This is a genomic window from Anaerolineae bacterium (assembly GCA_013178015.1).
Lineage (GTDB): Bacteria > Chloroflexota > Anaerolineae > DRVO01 > DRVO01 > Ch71.
This window is the reverse complement of the sequence record JABLXR010000082.1, coordinates 1-18,356: the sequence shown is the minus strand read 5'-3', so window position 1 is coordinate 18,356 and position 18,356 is coordinate 1. Positions and strand designations below refer to the sequence as shown.

15 protein-coding genes are annotated in these 18,356 nt (G+C 64.6%); 3 read left to right on the top strand and 12 right to left on the bottom strand.

All coding sequences use genetic code 11. The features are described 5' to 3' along the window. Positions 1-110 precede the first annotated feature (110 nt). The 4 genes from HPY83_19095 to HPY83_19080 all read right to left on the bottom strand — a co-directional run bounded on the left by HPY83_19095 (position 111) and on the right by HPY83_19080 (position 4,924). Positions 111-1,529, bottom strand: coding sequence for an FAD-dependent oxidoreductase (locus tag HPY83_19095; protein ID NPV10058.1), 1,419 nt, complete (start codon positions 1,527-1,529; stop codon positions 111-113). Between the two features lie 56 nt (positions 1,530-1,585). Continuing rightward, positions 1,586-2,470 carry a carbohydrate ABC transporter permease gene (locus HPY83_19090; GenBank protein ID NPV10057.1) on the bottom strand — a complete coding sequence of 295 codons (885 nt, stop codon included), beginning with the start codon at positions 2,468-2,470 and terminating at the stop codon, positions 1,586-1,588. 34 nt (positions 2,471-2,504) lie between these two features. Continuing rightward, positions 2,505-3,464, bottom strand: a complete 960-nt coding sequence (locus HPY83_19085; protein ID NPV10056.1) for a sugar ABC transporter permease — start codon at positions 3,462-3,464, stop codon at positions 2,505-2,507. A gap of 83 nt (positions 3,465-3,547) precedes the next feature. Then, positions 3,548-4,924 carry an extracellular solute-binding protein gene (locus HPY83_19080; GenBank protein NPV10055.1) on the bottom strand — a complete coding sequence of 459 codons (1,377 nt, stop codon included), beginning with the start codon at positions 4,922-4,924 and terminating at the stop codon, positions 3,548-3,550. 202 nt (positions 4,925-5,126) lie between these two features. Here HPY83_19080 and HPY83_19075 point away from each other — a divergent pair, with 202 nt between their 5' ends. Continuing rightward, complete coding sequence (locus HPY83_19075; GenBank protein ID NPV10054.1) at positions 5,127-6,332, top strand: response regulator; 1,206 nt, start codon at positions 5,127-5,129, stop codon at positions 6,330-6,332. Here HPY83_19075 and HPY83_19070 read toward each other — a convergent pair. The 4 genes from HPY83_19070 to HPY83_19055 all read right to left on the bottom strand — a co-directional run bounded on the left by HPY83_19070 (position 6,259) and on the right by HPY83_19055 (position 12,492). Next, a complete protein-coding gene (locus HPY83_19070; GenBank protein NPV10053.1) occupies positions 6,259-8,472 on the bottom strand; it encodes a response regulator in 2,214 nt (737 codons plus the stop codon). The genes HPY83_19075 and HPY83_19070 overlap by 74 nt on opposite strands. 151 nt (positions 8,473-8,623) lie before the next feature. Then, positions 8,624-10,420 (bottom strand): hypothetical protein, encoded by a 1,797-nt coding sequence (locus HPY83_19065; GenBank protein NPV10052.1) that lies wholly within the window; start codon positions 10,418-10,420, stop codon positions 8,624-8,626. Next, positions 10,318-12,087 (bottom strand): hypothetical protein, encoded by a 1,770-nt coding sequence (locus tag HPY83_19060; GenBank protein ID NPV10051.1) that lies wholly within the window; start codon positions 12,085-12,087, stop codon positions 10,318-10,320. The genes HPY83_19065 and HPY83_19060 overlap by 103 nt, the downstream gene beginning before the upstream one ends. A gap of 84 nt (positions 12,088-12,171) precedes the next feature. Beyond that, positions 12,172-12,492 carry a DNA polymerase subunit beta gene (locus HPY83_19055; GenBank protein ID NPV10050.1) on the bottom strand — a complete coding sequence of 107 codons (321 nt, stop codon included), beginning with the start codon at positions 12,490-12,492 and terminating at the stop codon, positions 12,172-12,174. 159 nt (positions 12,493-12,651) lie between these two features. On the opposite strand from HPY83_19055, the gene HPY83_19050 reads away from it, so the two are divergent. After that, complete coding sequence (locus HPY83_19050) at positions 12,652-15,282, top strand: hypothetical protein (GenBank protein NPV10049.1); 2,631 nt, start codon at positions 12,652-12,654, stop codon at positions 15,280-15,282. Here HPY83_19050 and HPY83_19045 read toward each other — a convergent pair. From HPY83_19045 to HPY83_19030, 4 genes are all read right to left on the bottom strand, one after another. Next, positions 15,279-15,743, bottom strand: a complete 465-nt coding sequence (locus HPY83_19045; protein ID NPV10048.1) for a type II toxin-antitoxin system VapC family toxin — start codon at positions 15,741-15,743, stop codon at positions 15,279-15,281. The genes HPY83_19050 and HPY83_19045 overlap by 4 nt on opposite strands. Positions 15,744-15,764: 21 nt before the next feature. Then, on the bottom strand, positions 15,765-16,037 hold the full coding sequence (locus HPY83_19040) for a hypothetical protein (protein ID NPV10047.1): 273 nt from the start codon (positions 16,035-16,037) through the stop codon (positions 15,765-15,767). A 289-nt stretch (positions 16,038-16,326) separates the two neighbouring features. Beyond that, positions 16,327-17,232 (bottom strand): FAD-dependent oxidoreductase, encoded by a 906-nt coding sequence (locus HPY83_19035; protein ID NPV10046.1) that lies wholly within the window; start codon positions 17,230-17,232, stop codon positions 16,327-16,329. Between the two features lie 241 nt (positions 17,233-17,473). Continuing rightward, positions 17,474-18,028 (bottom strand): hemerythrin, encoded by a 555-nt coding sequence (locus HPY83_19030; GenBank protein NPV10045.1) that lies wholly within the window; start codon positions 18,026-18,028, stop codon positions 17,474-17,476. A gap of 183 nt (positions 18,029-18,211) precedes the next feature. Here HPY83_19030 and HPY83_19025 point away from each other — a divergent pair. Then, positions 18,212-18,356: transposase family protein (locus tag HPY83_19025; GenBank protein ID NPV10044.1), on the top strand; the 145-nt coding region annotated here is incomplete at its 3' end.

Here is an 18,356-nt window from a genome sequence, read left to right as displayed (position 1 = left end):
GAATGGATGGCGACAGACAGCCCGCCATCCCCATCTGGCATGGCGGGACACACAGCACAGTCAGCTAAGTCAGGTGTAGGGCCGGGCGCTGAGTGCCCGGGAACGTCAGCCTAGGCCAGGCCACGCTCACGCAGCAGGGCTTCGTCGCCCAGGAACACGCCCTGCTCCAGAAGGCGCCGCTGCAGGGCCCGTACATCCAGTTGTCGCGGAGTGCAGCCCTGGGCTGCGCACATGGCAGCAGCCGTGCCGGCCGCCTCCCCTAGCTGCATGCAGCGGGACTGCCCGCGGAGTTCGCCTCGAGGTTGAGTGGACGCGCTCTTGCCACTGGCCACGAGTAGCCCCTCGACGCCTTTGGGCAGCATGACCCCGTAGGGGATGTCGGCCGCGTGGGGAAGCCACTGCAGAAGGCCGTCAATCACCTTGCGGTAAGGCGCCATGCCCACCGCGTCCGGGAAGCGCCTGCCGCTCAGGATATCCTCCTCGCGCAACACCACTGCGCCATCCAGCCACCGGGTGCCCCGCACCCCGATCTCGGACGCAGTGGCGACCAGGTGGGCGTTCGCGAAGCCGGGCATGTTGCGGCGGAGGAACTCCACCACCACCGGCACACTGCGCCGGGCATCGAGGATGAATTGCGAGCGCAACCAGGGGTCGAGAGCATCGCCGTTCTCGAAATTGGCGTTGATCACTGCGGTGCCGGTCGCAGCGATGCCGTACATGCCCAGAGCATCCAGCCCCACTGCTAGACCGACCGCGTCCGGCAGCTCGCCCCGGCGCTTTGCCTCCTGCACCAGCTTCATCTGCCGGCCGGCCCCATGGGGCACAAAGAGGTAGCCGCGCCCTCGCCAGTGTCGCTCCACTTCTTCCAGGCTCTGAGGGACGTCCTTGGCCGTCGGGTACTCGTCCGGGTTGTCGCGGAAGTAGCGGAAGAGCTGCTCCAGGTCCACGTTGCCCATCCGGAACTCGAGGCTGGCGCGGGCCGCATCCTCGTGGTAGGGCGCACCGGCCCAGACGGCCAGTTCGGCGTCTCCGCCCGCGTCAATGAGCGTCTGACCGTATAGCGAGAATCGGCCCCCCTTGGTCTCGACGAAGATGCCCTTCAGCGTGGGACCGTCGCCGATGGCGCCCACGGCCCAGGTGTCCAGCAGGGTCCTGACGCCCGCTTCCAGGCACATGTCGATCAGAAGCGTCTTGAACGCTTCCGGGTCATTGGTGAAATGAGGGCAACTACGGTCGCGCCAGTCAGTCGGAGCGGCACCGGCGTCGGCTAGCCGCTGCACCACCTCTGTGGCGATGCCGCCGACGACCAGTTCGTTCTTGGCGGTGTAGTAGAAGTTGGTGATGGAGGCCATCAGGCCCGCGGTAGCCACCCCGCCCAGCATCTGGCTCCGCTCCACGAGAATGGTGTCGGCACCGTTACGGGCAGCGGCGACAGCGGCAGCCACCCCCGCCAGTCCACCCCCTACCACTACCACTTCTGCTCTCCCCAGTACCCCGCGGTCCTGGTTGGTCGCGCTAGCCGATTTCACTGAGCTATCCCTCCTGGGATCTTGGTCGTGTGGACGGCGTCTCGATCGCGGCGGCCCTACATGCCCGTCCTGCCGGTGAGGGCGATGCCCCGCACGAAGTACTTCTGCCCCACGAAGAAGACGACAAGCAGAGGCAGGGAACAGAAGACGCTGGCGGCCAGCAGCAGAGCCTGCACTGGCTCGCCGGTGTCCAAGGACACCGCGTTGCGGAGGAAGGCCAACCCAATGGAGACGGTATAGAGCTCCGCACGATGGATGTAGATGAGAGGCCCAAAGAAGTCATTCCAGTGGGATATAAAGGTGAATATCATGATGGTCGCCACGATGGGGCCGCAGAGGGGCATGAGAATGCGCCAATAGATGCCGAACCGGCTGCAACCGTCCAGTTTGGCGGCCTCATCGAGCTCGAGCGGGAGGGTGAGGAAGAACTGCCGCAGCAAGAAGATGTAGCTGGCCGCGGTGGCGAAGAAGGCCGGCACGGTGAGCGGGTACCACGTGTTCACCCACCCCAGGGCATGAAAGATGAGAAACTGCGGAATCAGAGTCACCCAGCTAGGGAGCATCATGGTGCTGAGCATCACACCGAAGAAGAAGTTGCGCCCCCAGAACCGCTGACGGGCGAAGCCATAGGCTACCAGGGAACAGCTCGCTATGATGCCTATAATGTTGGCTCCGGTGATGATGGCAGTATTAATGAAGTAGCGGCCAAAGGGCACTATGGTCCAGGCGTGCGGGTAGTTCTCCCAGTGGAAGCTGGAGGGCCATATCCGGGGTGGGATGGTGGCAAGGTCGGCGAACGACTTGAACGAGCCCAGGACCATCCAGAGGAGGGGGAAGGAGAACCACACGAAGCCCATGACGAGCAGCACGTAGGCGGTGCCCCTGCGCAGGCGCTGCCTGAAAGCCTTGCCTCGGTAGAAAGAAGCGGTAGAAGCAGTCACTCTCGGCCCTCCAGCGAGGTATCCCTCATGCTATCTAGCCCGCTCCCTCGCTCTCATAGAACACCCAGTACCTCCCCCCAAGGAAGTTCAAGGCCGTGATGATCAGGATGATGACGAATAACACCCAGGCCAGGGCGCAGGCGTATCCCATGCGGTTGTACCAGAAAGCGTTGTTGTACAGATAGAGGGCATAGAAGAGGGTGCGATCGCGCGGTCCGCCCTCGGTCATGATGTATCCCTTGGCGAACGTCTGCATGACGCCGATGAAGCTCATGGTCACGTTGTAGAAGAGCGCAGGGGAGATCATAGGAAGAGTGACGTGCCAGAACTTGGCCCACTCGCCGCCGCCGTCCATGTCCGTAGCTTCGTAGAGGTACTCCGGCACCCCCTGCAGCGCTGCCAGAGCCACCAGCATGGAACTGCCTACGGAGAACAGCTCCATCATGGCCAGTGCGGGCAAGGCCCAGTTCTTGTCATAGAGGTATGCCGGGCCCTCGATGCCGATCTTAGCCAGCGCCCAGTTGAGCGCTCCCTGCTTCTGCAGGATGTAGGTCCACAAGAGCAGCCAGCCGATGCTGCTGACCATAGCCGGTATGTAGAAAGCGGTGCGGAAGAAGGGGATACCCCGCACTTTCTGGTTCAGCAGGAGCGCCGTCCCCACCGCCAGCACGGTCGTGGCCGGGACCACCATGAAAGCGTAGAGGAATGTCACCCGTATGGACATGGCGAACTTGCCATCAGCGGTGAACATGTGAGTGAAGTTCTTCAGGCCAATGAAGGCAGGCGGGCTTCCGATGTCATACACAGTCATGCTGAGGACGAAGGAGGCCACGAATGGGAACACGGTGAAGGCCAGGTAGCCCAGCACCCAGGGAGATATGAAAGCGAAGCCGGCCAGGTTCGCCCGAAATCGGCTCCATCGGCTCGCCCGGTAGAGACCAGGACGGCCAACCGTCTCCGCCCGCGCGCCCTGCACGCTCTTGACCGCAGACATCGGCGGAAACATCCTCCTGGACGTGAGTGGATCGTGAGGAACAGGCGGACGGCAGTAGCGCCGTCCGCCTACCTGATTACCGGCTAGTGAGCTTGCAGAACCGCGTTCGTAACCGCGTCGAGTTCAGCGATACCCTCCTCGAAGGACAGGTCGCAGGCGCACACTTCCTCCATGATGGAATGGAAGTCACTCACCCACTCCCAGAAGCTGTTGAACATGGGGCGGTAACCACCTTCCCTGATCTGCTCAACGATGGCTTCCTTCGAGATGGCCGGCCAGTCAGAGTAGTGCTCGGGGTCTTCGTAGATGTCTATGCGGCAGGCATCGAAGCAGCCCAGTTCATAGGCGCGCCACTGGATCTCCCGGCTCCCCATGAACTTGATGAAGTCGAAGGCTTCCTGAGGGAAGGGCGTGCCGGCAGCGATGACGTGAGGCTGGTTGTTGAGCCCGGTATGGGCTTCGCCCGTCCTGGGCGAGCGCGGGAAGGCGACGCGGTAGCAGTTGAGCTCCGACGCCCTCACCTGACCTTCGTTGGTCAGCTCCGCGCAGCCGGCCAGCCCGGCGTTGAAGGGACGCACCCCAAGCGACGTCCGGGTGACCTCGATCTGCTCGAAGGGCATGGCCACGTCGTACTCGCAGAACAGATCCACGACGAACTTCATGGCCTCCTTGGTCGGTTCCGAGCTGAAGGTCGAGACGCCCTGCTCTACGTCGGCATAGTTGCCGCCGTTGCTCAGGACCCAGGACAGATACCCCCACTCGAACCGGTTTGCCAGCATCATGCCATAGATGTCCATCCCCTCTCGAGGCGGCAGCTGCCTGATGGCCTGGCAAGTCACCAAGAAGTCGTTCCAGTCCCACCACTTGTCGCCCGCGTGGTCGTACTCCCAGGGCATGGGCACGCCTGCTTCCTTGAAGAGGTCCTCGTTGATCCACATGCCCTGGATGTTCCCCTGGAAGGGCACACACCAGTCCTTGTTGTCCTTGAGGAAGAGCGCCGGGACCAGCATGTAGTCCTCGCGGCTGATCTCCGGGTCCGCGTCGTAAAACGGCGTCAAGTCCAGCACCCGGTGACCATATGGTATCATCAGGTCGTCGGAGAACAACATGATGTCCGGCTCGACGCCTGCGGCGAAGGACACCATCAGGCGCTCCGCCACCTCGGGCACGGGCTCGTACACGATCTCCACGTCCGGGTGCATCTCTTTGTAGCGCTCGAGAGCCTCGTCCGAAAGCTGCCCGCGGAGGCCACCATAGTGGTCGGTCAGCCAGCGCATGTACACCGGGCCCTCGCCTGCCGCCTTGGGTGCCTCGCCAGCCGGGGCCTCCTGTTCGGCGGCGGGCACCTGCGTTGCCTCCCCCGGGGCGGCTGTCGGAGCGCATGACGCCAGCAGCGCCCACCCTCCCGTCGCCCCTGCCACCTTGACGGCGCCACTGATGAACTGTCGTCTGGACGACATTCGCATTCTCACCGCAGTCCTCCTCTCCTGGGACAGACTACTGAACCGTGCGGATGAACACCGTGGGATATGCGGTTCTGGCTGGTTGGGATGTCCATCGTAGTCTAGCCTACACATGCTATACTTCCCATACCCAAGTGTGTGACAATCTGTGACACGCTGTGCCAACCCAACCGACAGCACCACTGGCAGGAGGCTGGCCTTGCAGATTCGTGAGGACGAGGTTAGGCACGCTCTGGACAACCTCTATGACGCCGCCGCGCTGGCAGAGAATCCCATCGCCCGCAGGCTTCCTCAGGTAGATGCGAGGCCGGACCCCCTCTCGCGGGCTCTGCACCTGCGGACGGTGCTCATGGAGGCGATCGAGGTCCTCCAACCCTGTCGTCCGGCAGCGTTTCGTTCCTCCGATGCCCGCAGCTACGAGGTGCTGTCGCTGCGCTTCATAGAGGGCTTGCCGATGGCAAGGATCGCCGAGGAGCTGCACGCCAGCCGACGCCAGGTCTATCGCGACTTGGACCACGCCATAGAGGGCCTAACCAAGCTGCTGGCCCTGTACCCTTGGGAGGGAAAGGCCACCAGTACGCCAGCATTCGCCGCTCCGCAGGAGCCTCCCGAGCCCGAGGACGTCCTCGATGACGAGCTGCAGTCCCTATCTCCCCACTCGGGCCCGTTGGACCTCGCACCAACACTCCAGTCCGTAGTCCAGACCGTGCGGGCACTGGCGGCCCAGTGTCAGGTGAACATTTCCTGCTCACCCTCGGACACCCCGTACACCGTCTTCGCTAACGACGCCCTGCTCAAGCAGACACTGGTGCACGCCCTGAGCGCCCTCATCCGCCACGCCACCGGAGGGATCGTGCACATCTCGACCACCATCCGCCAAGCGGCCGTGGCGGTCTGCCTGGCGGCCACGGTAGACGAGGACCTCCTTCAGGACCGCGGTTTCCTGTCCGCCCAGAAGCTCGCCGAAGTGCAGGACCTGGCATGGTGCCAGGAACCCCTTGACCAGGGTCGGCTGCAACTGGTTCTGGAGCTGCCGCCGCGGGAGAGCAGGGTGGTCCTGGTGATAGAGGACAACAGGGGGGCGGTGGAGCTCTACAAGCGCTACCTGGCCAGCTCCCGCGAGTGGCAGGTGGTGGTGGCGCCCAGCCCGAGGCTCAGCTTCGACATGGCGCGGCGCTATCGGCCGGCGGTGATAATCCTGGACATCCTCATGTCCGAGCAGGACGGGTGGAGCGTGCTCCAGTTGCTGCAAGCCCAACCGGAGACCCGCGACATACCCATCCTGGTTTGCTCCGTCTTCGAGGAGCTCGACCTGGCCGCTACTCTGGGCGCTACGGCGTATCTGAGAAAGCCGGTGTCCCAACTCCAGTTGCTGGCTGCATTGCAGAGGTGCCTCTCCCACTGACGTACCGCGCCTTGACCGTACTCAGGACGTTCCTGAGCAGCTGAATCAGCTCCTCTCCCTGGAACCCCGCCGGCTTGGTGAGGATGAACGTGTCTCCGCGGCTGACCACCGCCTCCTCCCCCAGGCTGGCCCCACTGACGACCACGATGGGCACGTGAGCCAGCCGTTCGTCGCCCCGCACCATGTCGGCCAGGGCGAAGCCGTCCCGGCCCGGCAGAACCAGGTCCAGCAGAAGGAGCGCGGGGACTTGCTGGCGCATCAGGTCCAGCGCCTCTGCCACGTCGTAAGCCCAGCTCAGCCTCCCCTGCTGGCCGACGGTCTCGAAGGTGCGCTGGACGAACTGCACGAAGCCGCGGTCGTCATCTACCACCATCACTCTGCCGGAAGGCGCGAGGCTCTGCACCACCGCAAGCAGCCTCTCGCTCGAGACCGGTTTGGCCAGGTAGCCGGCGAACCTCTCGCTCTCCGCCACCCAATGCCAACTGGGCAGGGTGCAGCCGATGACCGGCACCCCCTCCGGCAGCGAGAGCTCCCTGAGCACGGAGCCGGGGAAATCGGTCTCGGGGGGCAGATTCACGACGACAGCATCCGGATGCTCCCGCTCGGCCAGGGCCCGTGCCTCAGCGGCATCGGTCGCCACACTGACGGCGATGCCGTCGAGGCGGCGCCTGAGGTACAGGGCCGTCTGCTGGTCCTGGTCCAGCAGCAGAACTCTGGAGGAAGGCCTCTGGGCGGCTCTGGGAACGCTCCCGGCCGCTCTGAGCCTGCCGTCCGACTTCGGAACTATGGGCAGAGTGAAGCGAAACGTGCTGCCCTTCCCCACCTCGCTATCGGCCCAGATACGGCCACCGTGGAGTTGTAAGAGACCTTTGGCAATCGCCAGACCGAGACCCTTCCCCCTGTCCTCCGGGCTGCGCCAGGCGGCCACCTGATGATACTGATCGAAGACCCGCTCTAGTTCCTCCTCGGGGATGCCGGGGCCGGTGTCAGCTACGGCGACGACGACCTCCTCGCCCGTCCTGTAGGCGCTCACGGTGATGGTCCCCTGCTCGGTGAACCGGCAGGCATTGGTGAGGAGGTTGATCAGCACCTGCCGAATGCGCACCCGGTCTATCATGAGCTCGGGAAGGCTGTTCTCTGTCTCGGCCCGCAGCACTACCGGCTTACCCTTGAGGAGGCGACGGGTGATCCCGACGGCCTCTTCGATGAGCGCCGCCACCTGGGTCGGCTCGCGACGTATGGTCATGCGGAAGGCATCCATGTGCGCCAGGTCCAGGATGTCGTCCACGAAGTCGGAGAGGTAGCGAGCGTTGCGACGGATCTCGTTGACATCCCGCCGCAGGGTGGGAGTCCACCGGGCGCCCTTGTACACCTCCGGAGATCGGCTCATGATCTCGGTAAAGCCCAGGATCAGGCTGAGAGGGGTGCGAAGCTCGTGGCTGATGTTGGCGGCGAACTCCGTCTTGAGCAGGCGCGCCTCCTCGGCATCGCGTCGAGCGATCTCGAGCTCCTGGTTGGTGCGCGCCAGGGCAGCGTGGGCCGTCCTCAAGGAATCAAGTGTGCTCCGGAGCTGACCCCGGCGGCGCTGGACCTCGCTGGCCGTGGCCTGAGCCTGCGCCTGGCTCTGTATGGCCCAGTTCAGCGCCGTGTAGAGATTGCGCGAGGCTAGCCACGAGGCGACGGCCGTCATCCAGAGGAGGCCCAAGGGTGCCAGGTTGGCCGCCATGTGCGACGGTGCCAGCGCCGCCGTCCCCGCCGTGAGAAGGAGAGCGCTGCGAAAGGAGAAGCTCGGCCCTCTGAGCAAGCCAGCCACGGTGACGACGAGAGACTGGTAGTAGAGCCAGACGGGGGAGGGTGCCAGAGCCGAACCCAGGAGGAGCGATCCGCCCGTACCCAGCAGGAGGAAGGTGCTGCGCCACCTGACGGCGTGGCGGCCGCCGATCAGGCAACTCACGCAGCAGACGAACATCAGCACCGCGGGCGCCAACGGCCCAGTTGTCTCGAAGTTGGCAACCACAATCACCCAGAACCATGATACCGCGCCACCCGCGAGGGCGAGCGCAATCAGTATGGGCTGGCGAAGCTCGTCAAGCTGAGTGAAGTGCGCGGGACCCGAACCTGCCTGCTGCTGCCTTAGCATCGCCTACCTCGACCGATCCGCAGTCAGGGACGCAAGCGAGTATAGCCGCCGGCAGACCCAGGGCTCAACCGGCGGCAGGTGCGGTAGCTGGGGGCTTGGCGCCACTGCGCCGCGCCCACCACGCGAAGCTCCGTGGAAGGTGTTAGAGACCTTAGCTCCGCAGGAGGTCGCGGAAGTTGAGGTGCCCACGGGCCAACAGCTTGTTCACCGTCGCTTCAGCGGACCGGCGGGTCTCTTGGTGCTGGTTGTGCAGCGCCGTCTGAAGGATGCTCCTGATCTCCTCGTGTGATCCGAGGATAGCCCACCCCCGGGCGTCGTTCTCAATCAACGCATCCAGACACTCCGTGGCCCTCCCGGGCTCTCGGGCAGCCATCTCGGCAAGTCGCTCCAGAACCAGCGCGGTTGGCTCTACCCACCCTGCCAACTTCAGAACAGCCGCCAGCTGATCTAGAGCCCAGGTCTCATCGAATCGCCCTGAGGTGAACCACCACCCGAACGCCGCCATCTCCTCCCGATGGGCCTCCACATCGCCCGCTATCTGCGCCTCGTCCAGGCGCCATTGCCATAGCCTGTGCAAGCGCTCCTTCGCCACCTCGCTGAGGCCGGGCGTCTTGGCGATCCGCCCGCCAATTGAGCTCAGGGCATGAGCACGGAGGCTGTCGTTTGCCCTGGCATAGACCTGCGCAAGAATGCCATCGGGTTCGTCGAGTGTCACCGTTCCTCGCACGTACAGCGCCATGAGGTGCTGCGCCAGATACTCATCGGGGCTGCGAAGCCGGAGTGGTCGCTTCTGTGTCTCTCCCAGTCTGTGCACTGCCTGTTTGTACTGGTCCTGCACCAGCTCGTACACTTCGTCATAGGCATCACAGAACGAGACGTAGCTATCCCACGCGGCGTCCCTCAAGCGGCTCGTAGGCTCCAAGGATGGGAAGATGCGTTCCACACGCGCTCTTGCCCAGTTTCGATCCAGCAGGGCAAGCCACGGGAACCACTTGCCGTATACTGACCGCACGGTGAGAGTGGGGTCCGCGTTGCTGTCGAGGTGACGATCCAGAACTGCACGCACCTCGGGCATCTCGTCAAAGCCCTTACCCAACCTCTCGTGCGAATCTGGCAGTCCCTCCAGGTGGCGCCGCACCCACAGCGCATAGCGCACCACCGCGTGCATAGCCTCGCCCCGCACCGTGTTGATAGACATGGTCGCCGGATCCATGTTATCGCCGCCGTACTCGGCTTCATGCTCAGAAGTAGGATCGGGGTCATCGGTGATTGGCTCTAGAACCACCCATGCCGGTCTCCTGAGCTCATAGGGCATCTCTGACTGGCGCTTCTCGAAACCTGTGGACAGCAGCTTGGCGATCTCTTGACGGGTCCAACCCCAGTGGGGCTCCCGGTATTCCAGCTCCTGGGTAGCCCGAGCCTGCTCGCGCGGCTGCTCGACTGCCCACTGACACAGCTCCAGTACGGGCCCCCAGGAGAAGGATGAACCCTTCTCGGCGGCTTCCCGCAGCCCGGAGACGAAGTGGCGGACGTACGTTGGATCAGACCCGATGAACTGGCGAGCCTCCTGCGCGAACCGCACAGGGTTGGAGGCAACAGCCTCTGACAGCGTCCTACCCAGCCCCTCAGGAGACGGGGACATGAACTGACCCGCTGGAGCCCACGCTGCCAGGAACTCCACCAACTCACTGAGCGGCATCGAGGCTAGCTCGCCCGCGTCCTTGGGGCTGGTGGGGCCGACCCAGACTCGACTTGGCTGCACCAGCAAGTCGGGACGGACCGGTCCCGGATGATCAGCGGTGAATTCGTCGAACACCTGTCGCCACCTTCCTGTGAGCCACTGGCTCACAGGTCGTAGCATCTCATAGTCCTCGCTGGCCTGGACGAGTTGGAGATACTGCTTCTGCTGCTCGCACGGAAGGTGCTCGAAGCGGTCTTGTACGAGCAAGTAATACTCATGCCATACCTGGTGATTGCCGAACAGCGACCTACGAGGATCTTCGCCGCAGTGCCCGCCGGATCGACCGTCGGCCACTCCCGGCGCAGGTGCAGCCCTATCCGCTGGAACACTGCCGATGGCCGGGCCTCTATCCGCTCCAGCACTGCGCCACCTTCGCCTGGCATGAGAGCTTCACCAGCGTCACGCACGGCGGTGATCAGCACGTCTCTGAGGTCGTGGGGATGCTCCTCGTCAGACTCAACCTCTGGCCGCCAGATGTAGGAGTAGTCGCTGAACGAGTCCTCCGGCGATTCGCCGGAGAGGCGCACGGCATCTGCCAGCAGATCGCAGAGGAGATCCACAGCCGCCAGACCTGCCGCGGTCACCAGGTGAGGCACGTGGTCTCTGATAATCTGCTCGTACTGCCACTCATCAAACCGGGCACAGGGCCGTGCGAAGGCTCCGGCAGAATGCTCCGCCCCTGCGCTAGCGGCCTCGGGCTCTGGAAGGATTGCCAACAGAGCGCGGGCTAGACAGAGCGCTTCACCGGCGCAGTTGCCACGGCCTAGATGACTCAGGAGCTCGCCTAATGCGCTCGGTAATGACAGATACAGGTAGGACTGACCGCGAATCCATTCGGCTTCCTTCCGGGCCCATTGAGACGCCAGCTCCGGAGGCATGGCGCAGGCAGCCTGAGCAAGATCCTCGCGCACGCGTGCGTTCTCTGTGTGCGTCAGCGACAACACAATGTCGAGCACCTGCCTCGGGGCGGAACCGGCAACCCGCTGAAGATAACGGGATTCAGGCCAAGGGGGGAACCCCACGAGTCCCTCAGCATCGACCACTGGATCAGGCGGATTCTGAAAGAACCCCTTGTCTCGGAGCGGCGCTATCCACTCCGGCGAGGTGAGACCCGAGAAGAAGTACTCGTAGTTGGCATACTGCTTCCGGATCAGCTGAAGCACCTCTTCCACTATCTCGCAACCATCTGACTCGCCCTGCCGCATCAGTTCGTCAAGCTGCTCGAAATCGGCGAACGTCCTCGGGACCAGTCGCTCCAGAAGGAATCTCTCGAGGGCATCAAGCCGCCTGGCAAACTCCTCGCGCGTAGTGGAGCGATGATGCGCCGTTCCCTCAAAGTAGTCCCGCAACCGCAACCAGTCGGCAGCATTCAGGCCCTTAAGTGGCTGGGGCAGGACTCTGCCGGAGGCCTCCAACCGCAGCAGCAGTTGCGCCGCTTCTGTCTTCCGCCGAGGACGGTGGGTCTCGATCCACAGGAAGAAGGAGGACAGCCTGTCAAGGAATCTGGAAAGCGCCTTGTCGATCTGGCCGTCCCACAGCCGAGAGCCTGTGTCGTAGCACTTACTCACCTTAAGGGTCTGCTGCCAGCAGTCGTAAAGCCCGAAGACCTTGTTCTTCATGGTCTCACCCTGGGCCTGCACTGCGACGTTGAGGAATCTAGGCATCTTCTCCACTAGCTCGCGAATGCCGTGCGCGGCAAGTGCCAAATGGTCAGGGTTGTCCGGTCGCAGCCAGACAAGGAGGGCGCCGTAGTACATGACGCCGAGATCATGGTTGAGTCCGTTGAGGCGCTCCAGCAGCAGCCGTTGCTGGGGCGAAAGCTGTGGCAGCCCCGGACCACTTGGACCAGTATCAGCATCAGGACGGTTCTGCATTGACCATCACTCCGGGTTGGCCTAGCGTGCAGCTTGGCCTTCGAACCGTGGACTGGGCGAGTTCTCCAGCGCAGTTCACCTGGCTTACGCCGCGTTCCCAGCCCAACTCCCCAGTAGCACCCGCCTTGTCCGCAGGATCTCCTCCCGGCGCCACGGATTCCGCAGGACCTCGCGCTCCACTAGATCCACAGGCCGGGCGAAGAGCCGCTCTAGATCCCCCTGCATCTCGATTAGGTCCCACAGGTCCCAAGGCGCACCGGGATCGAAGCTGACCAGCACATCCACATCGCTCTCTGGCGAGAAGTCCTCCCGCAGAGCGGATCCGAACAGCGACAGCTCCCGGACCCGCCATTTGCGACAGAGCGCCGGAAGCTCTCCCCAAGGAATGTCAATCTGACCCGTCATCACCGACTCCGCTTCGACTCTGATCTCAGCTGTTACGTGTTTCCCTCCGTCACATTATACACGCTGCAAGGACACTGGCGCGCCCCGATTGACAGCCGGCCCCACCCCGTGTTCAATCCCCCCAGCCGCGCCTCCACCACCGACCACGGAGGTACCACCATGATCGAGCACTCGGACGCCTACTCCAGCGACGAACTCCTGGCCCTGGGCCCCCAGCCCACTCACGACGGCTACACCGCCACCGAGGCCGCCTTCCCTCTGGGCGGTATCGGCACCGGCTGCATCTCCCTCACCGCCCGCGGGTCCCTGGTGGACTGGGAGATCTTCAACCGGCCCAACAAGGGCACCATCCTGCCCTACTCCTTCTTCAGCATCTGGGCCCGGGCCCAGGGCGAGGAGCCAGTCACCCGGGTGGTGCAGGGACCGCCCAGCCCGCCCTACTCCGGCCGGGGCGGCGGAGGCTACCGCGGCTTCGGCTTCGGAGTCACCCGGGAGGACGGCTCCGGCCTGCCCCACATGTGGGCGGCCGCCCTGCGGGGCGAATTCCCCCTGGCCTGGGTGGAGTTCGAGGATCCCAAGCTGCCGGTGCAAGTGAGGCTGGAAGCCTTCAGCCCCTTCATCCCCATGAACCCCGATGAGTCGGGCCTACCCATCGCCGTCCTCTACTTCCACCTGACCAACACCACGAGGACGCCGGTCGAGGTCAGCCTGCTGGGCAGCCTCTTCAACGCCGTGGGCTACCCGGGGTCGGGCCCCTTCGTGGGCGAGCACCTGGGAGGCAACGTCAACTCCTACGTGGAAGAGGACTCGGTCCGGGGGATCTACCTGACCTCGGGGAAGTATCCGCGCAATCACCCTCAGTTCGGCTCCATGGCCCTCACCACCACCTGGGCCGACGTCTTCCACCAGAAGGCCTCCCTGCGGGCGGGCTGGTTCGATGCCATGCACGACTTCTGGGACCACTTCTCGGCCGACGGCTCCGTCCCCGAGCGGGAGTATCCGCCCTCCGAGGAAGGCCACAGCGACGTGGGCTCTCTGGGTCTGCGGGCGCACCTGAACCCGGGACAAAAGGTCGTCCTGCCCTTCTTCATCTCCTGGCACTTCCCCAACTTCGTCAAGTACTGGGGTGGCCGCCAGAATGACTGCCCGTGCGAGGGCGACAGGCCCGTGTGGCGCAACTACTACGCCACTCAGTGGAGCGACGCCCTGGACGTGGCCCGCTACTTCGCCCAGCACGAGGACCGGCTCTGCGGCCAGACTAAGCTCTTCCACGACGTGCTCTTCTCCTCCAAGCTACCGCCCTACGTGCTGGACGCCCTATCCAGCCAGGCAAGCATCCTCCACAGCCCCACTGTCCTGCGGCTGCCGGATGGAACGTTCTACGGCTTCGAGGGCTGCCACTCGGACGCCGGCTGCTGCGAAGGCTCCTGCACCCACGTCTGGAACTACGCCCAGACGGTCGCCTTCTTGTTCCCTTCGCTGGAGCGCTCCCTGCGCGAGGCGGACTACACCTACAACATGACCGACGGCGGCCACATGGGCTTCCGGCTCCAGCTACCCCTGGGAAGCCCCCCCTGGCAGTTCCACGCCGCCGCCGACGGCCAGTTGGGCGGCCTGCTCAAGCTGTACCGCGACTGGAAGCTCTCCGGCGACGACGAGTGGCTGGGAAAGTGGTGGCCCAGGGCGAGGAAGGCGCTGGAGTACGCCTGGCAACAATGGGACGCCGACCGGGACGGGGTGATCGAGGGCATCCAGCACAACACCTACGACATCGAGTTCTCCGGCCCCAACTCCATGATCGGCTCCTTCTACCTGGGCGCCTTGCGCGCCGCCGAGGAGATGTCCCGCCACCTGGCCACCACCGGCGCCCCCGGAGCCAGTGCCGACGACGCCGCGGAGTACCGACGCATGTTCGAGAGCGGCCGGCGACGGATGGACTCGGAGCTGTTCAACGGCGAGTGGTACGTGCAAAAGCCCGACTGGGAGCGCACCCCCAAGTACCAGTACGGCGAGGGCTGCCTGGCCGATCAGGTGATCGGCCAGTGGCTGGCGGAGATCGTGGGGCTGGGGCTGCTACTGGACCACGAGCACGTGCGCTCCGCACTGCAGTCCATATTCCGGCACAACTGGCGGACGGAGCTGTGGGAGCACCCCAACCCCCAGCGCATCTACGCCCTCAACGACGAGAAGGGGCTGCTGCTCTGTACCTGGCCCCGGGGCGGGCGGCCGGAGATACCCTTCCCCTACTCGGACGAGGTCTGGTGCGGCATCGAGTACCAAGTGGCCTCTCACCTCATCTACGAAGGCTTCGTGGAAGAGGGGCTGGCCATAGTGCGTGGGCTGCGGGAGCGCCACGACGGGGTGCGCCGCAACCCCTGGAACGAGTTCGAATGCGGCAGCCACTACGCCCGCTCGCTGGCCTCGTGGTCGGTGCTCACGGCGCTGTCGGGCTTCCACTTCGACATGCCCCATCGGAGCCTGGGGTTCACCCCCCGCCTGCGCCCGGAGGACTGGCGCTCCTTCTGGTCGGTGGACGGCGCCTGGGGGACGTACGAGCAGCAGATCGAGGAGGGAAGCGGCACGGCATCCCTACGAGTGGACTACGGCTCCCTGCCTCTGGAGCGGCTGGTGTTGGGCAGCGTGACGTCGGCCAAGGCGGTAGAGGCGACGCTCGCAGGCCACAGCCTGCCGGTGAAGGCGTCCGTGGAGCAGGGTCGGCTGGTAGTGCACCTGCCGGAGAGGACCCTTCTGCAGAAGGGACAGACGCTGACGGTGACCGTCGGGGCCTAAGGAGACCCCAGGGGGCCTACCAATGGCTGGACGACAGGTCCCCACTGAAGCCCTGGAACGGGAATGACGCCAGGCACCTGACCGAAGTGCCTATCGAAGGTAGACACTTCTGAGTGGCCCAGCTGTCGAGCCAGAGCCAGTACAGCGCAGTCTGTGTATGACCAGTCCTCGCCCTGGTATCGCTCGAACGTGCGCCAGGTCTGCTGCTCGCGTACGGGTGAAAGGGACCGCCACTGGAACACCGTGGGCTCGCGCAGCCTCTTACCTGCACGGACTGCAGCCTGCGCACCCCAGCGCGCCTTCATCAGAGTGAGGGATTCGGCAAACACAAGGTCCAGGATAACGAAGCCCCTACCGCTCTGGACCTGCTCGCGGAAGAGGCGTGCCGCAGCCTCGTGGTTCCGGTCCTGACGGACCACAGTGGCGTAGATGGCGGAGGTGTCGAGTAGAAGGCGAGCCACTGGGGTCCTCGGAGCGCCCGGCTAGTCGCGGGAGTCCCATACGGCAGCGGCCAGGTACAGCTCCGGGCACTCGCTGACGGGGACATCGTCGCGCAGGGGCTCCGGGCCGGAGCACATGCCTACCATATCCAGTACGTATTCGGCAGCATCTGCCGCAGGGGTCTCATCTGCCTCGTGGATCACCAGCCTCCGGATGACCTCCGCCACGCTGACACCGTCGCGCTCGGCCTTTCGGATCAGAAATCGGTGTAGGTCATGCGGCAGGCACACCTGCAAGCGATGCATCGCGGCCACGGGTGCCTCCGAGCATGTGATGTAATGATCTTACATCTGGCCATGGGGATACACAAAGAGAGCTGCAGGCAAGCAAGGCTCTCGCTGGGCGCCCTCACCGTGATCGGTAACGGTGACGGCCGGGACTGAGGCCCGCTCCCAACCTACGCCGAATCAGCCCTGAGCCGGCCAAAGGCCCAAGCTCTGCCGCGGCCCGGCTCCGAGGTTCAGCCCGGAGCTACCGCTCGCCGCGGTCGTGAGCTCATGCTCCAGAGGGGCGTCCTCCACGCCGTGGCCTATGTCAGAGCCCCTACTGGGCGACGAACCTCTCTGCCGTGAGCGCGGCCGTGGCCCCAGACCCCACACATGTCGCCACTTGGCCTGGCGTCCCCCGACGGACCGATCCCGCTACGAAGACCCCGGGGACGGCGGTAGCGCCTGACTCCTCGGCTACGATGTATCCGCGCTCGTCCCGCTCCAGCCAGTCCGCCACGAAGCCGCTGTTGGGGGACCGGCCGCGGTACACGAATACGCCTTCCACCGGCACATCGCGCGTGGCTCCGGTGGTCCGGTCTCGGACTCTGATGCCGGCGACCGTCTGGTTGCCCAGCACCTCGGTGACCTCGGCGTTGGCGAGCACTGTCACGTCTTGACGCTGTGCCACTCGCTCCTGGAGTTCGGGCACTGCCCACAGGGCCTCCCGTTCCGGGATGATGGTGATGTGGGTGGCAAACCGGGTTAGAGCCAGAGCCTCCTCGACAGCGTAGTTGCCACCGCCAACGACGGCCACCTCCTTGCCGCGATAGAAGAAGCCATCGCACGTGGCGCAGTAGGAGATGCCCTGCCCCAGGAACCTGTCCTCCCCCGGCACCTCGAGCTTGCGCGGAGCCGTGCCGGTGGCCAGGATCACCGCCCGCGTCTCCACCTTGCCCGCCTCGGTGAACAAGGTGAGCGGCTGGCGGGAGAAGTCCACACTGAGGACCCGATCGAAGCGGAACTCCATGCCGAAGCGCTCCACCTGCTGCTGCATGAGCGCCGCCAGGGTGGGGCCACTGGTGCCCTGAGGGAAGCCAGGATAGTTGTCCAGCTCGGTGATGAGAGCCAGCTGCCCGCCCAACTCCTCGGTGAGCAACACCGCATCCCGGCGGTACCGGCCGATGTAGATGCCAGCCGCCATGCCGGCCGGCCCTCCTCCCACGATCACTAACTCCTTCATGAAAACGCCTCCAGAAGCGCCAGGGCACCATCTAGTCCCGGCGGCCTGCACTGCCGTGCTGCTATCATACCGGACGGCAGGCAGCTCCCTCAAGCGCGGTGGCCCACCGCGGCGGGCGTCGGCTGGCACTCCCTCCTCTACAGAGGGCACCGGCAACACACTCCGCCCCTCGGGCCACCCAGCAAAGGGCTCGAGGGTCAACCCTGTTCGGAGACAACCCTCGAGCCCAGGCAGGACGACCTCAACTCAGATAGCGATCTCGCAGGTCGTGCAGCAGCTGATGGAACTCCTCGTGCCTGCCCGGCCCCACCCGCTCCCGTTCCACTCGCTCGAACTCCTCCACCAGGCGCGCATCCTCTCGGGCATCCAGGTGAAAGTCGGCGATCTCATAGAGGATGTTGTCTTCCTTGTCTATGTGCTGACGCAGAAGATCGGCGTAGCCGCGTGCATTGCGGACCACCTGAGCCGCGGCCTCGGAACTGCCGTCACTCAGGCGGGAGGCACCTTCGGCCAGTCCCCGGACGAACTCCCGACCCAGGTCGTGCTCGGCTAACATCACCCCTACGGGGCCACCGTCGCGGGGCAGACCTGCCCGCTCGAGGGCGGGGAAGAGGTGATCCTCCTCCTTGCCGTGGTGGCAACGGTCGGCGAACACGCGGATGAACTCGACGATGGCGTTGACATCGGCCGCGTCTACCGAGTCCCCCCGCTCCAGCCGATCGGCAACAGCGTCCAACACTCGAAGCATTAACTTGATGGCATTGTGCTCGGTCTTCAGTTGTTCGGTAGCCTGCATCAGTGGCCTCCTGGCGGCCTCCACGGGAAAAGGCCGCTAATTCCTATCGGACCAGTATAATATCGGCAATCGCTCGTGCCGTCAAGCCGGGGAGGCAAGGTAGGGCGATTGCATCTAAGTGGTTAGTGTAGGCAAGGAACCTGCAGGAGGTGGGGAGCAGCGATGTAGGGAGAGGGGGCTGTCATGGCTGGAGCGAGTCTAGTGGAGCACTTCTCGGAGCTGACCGATCCTCGGGTGGAGCGCACCCGCTGGCACAAGCTAGTGGATATCGTGGCCATCACCCTTTGTGCCACCATCTGCGGGGCCGACAACTGGGTGGATATCGCCC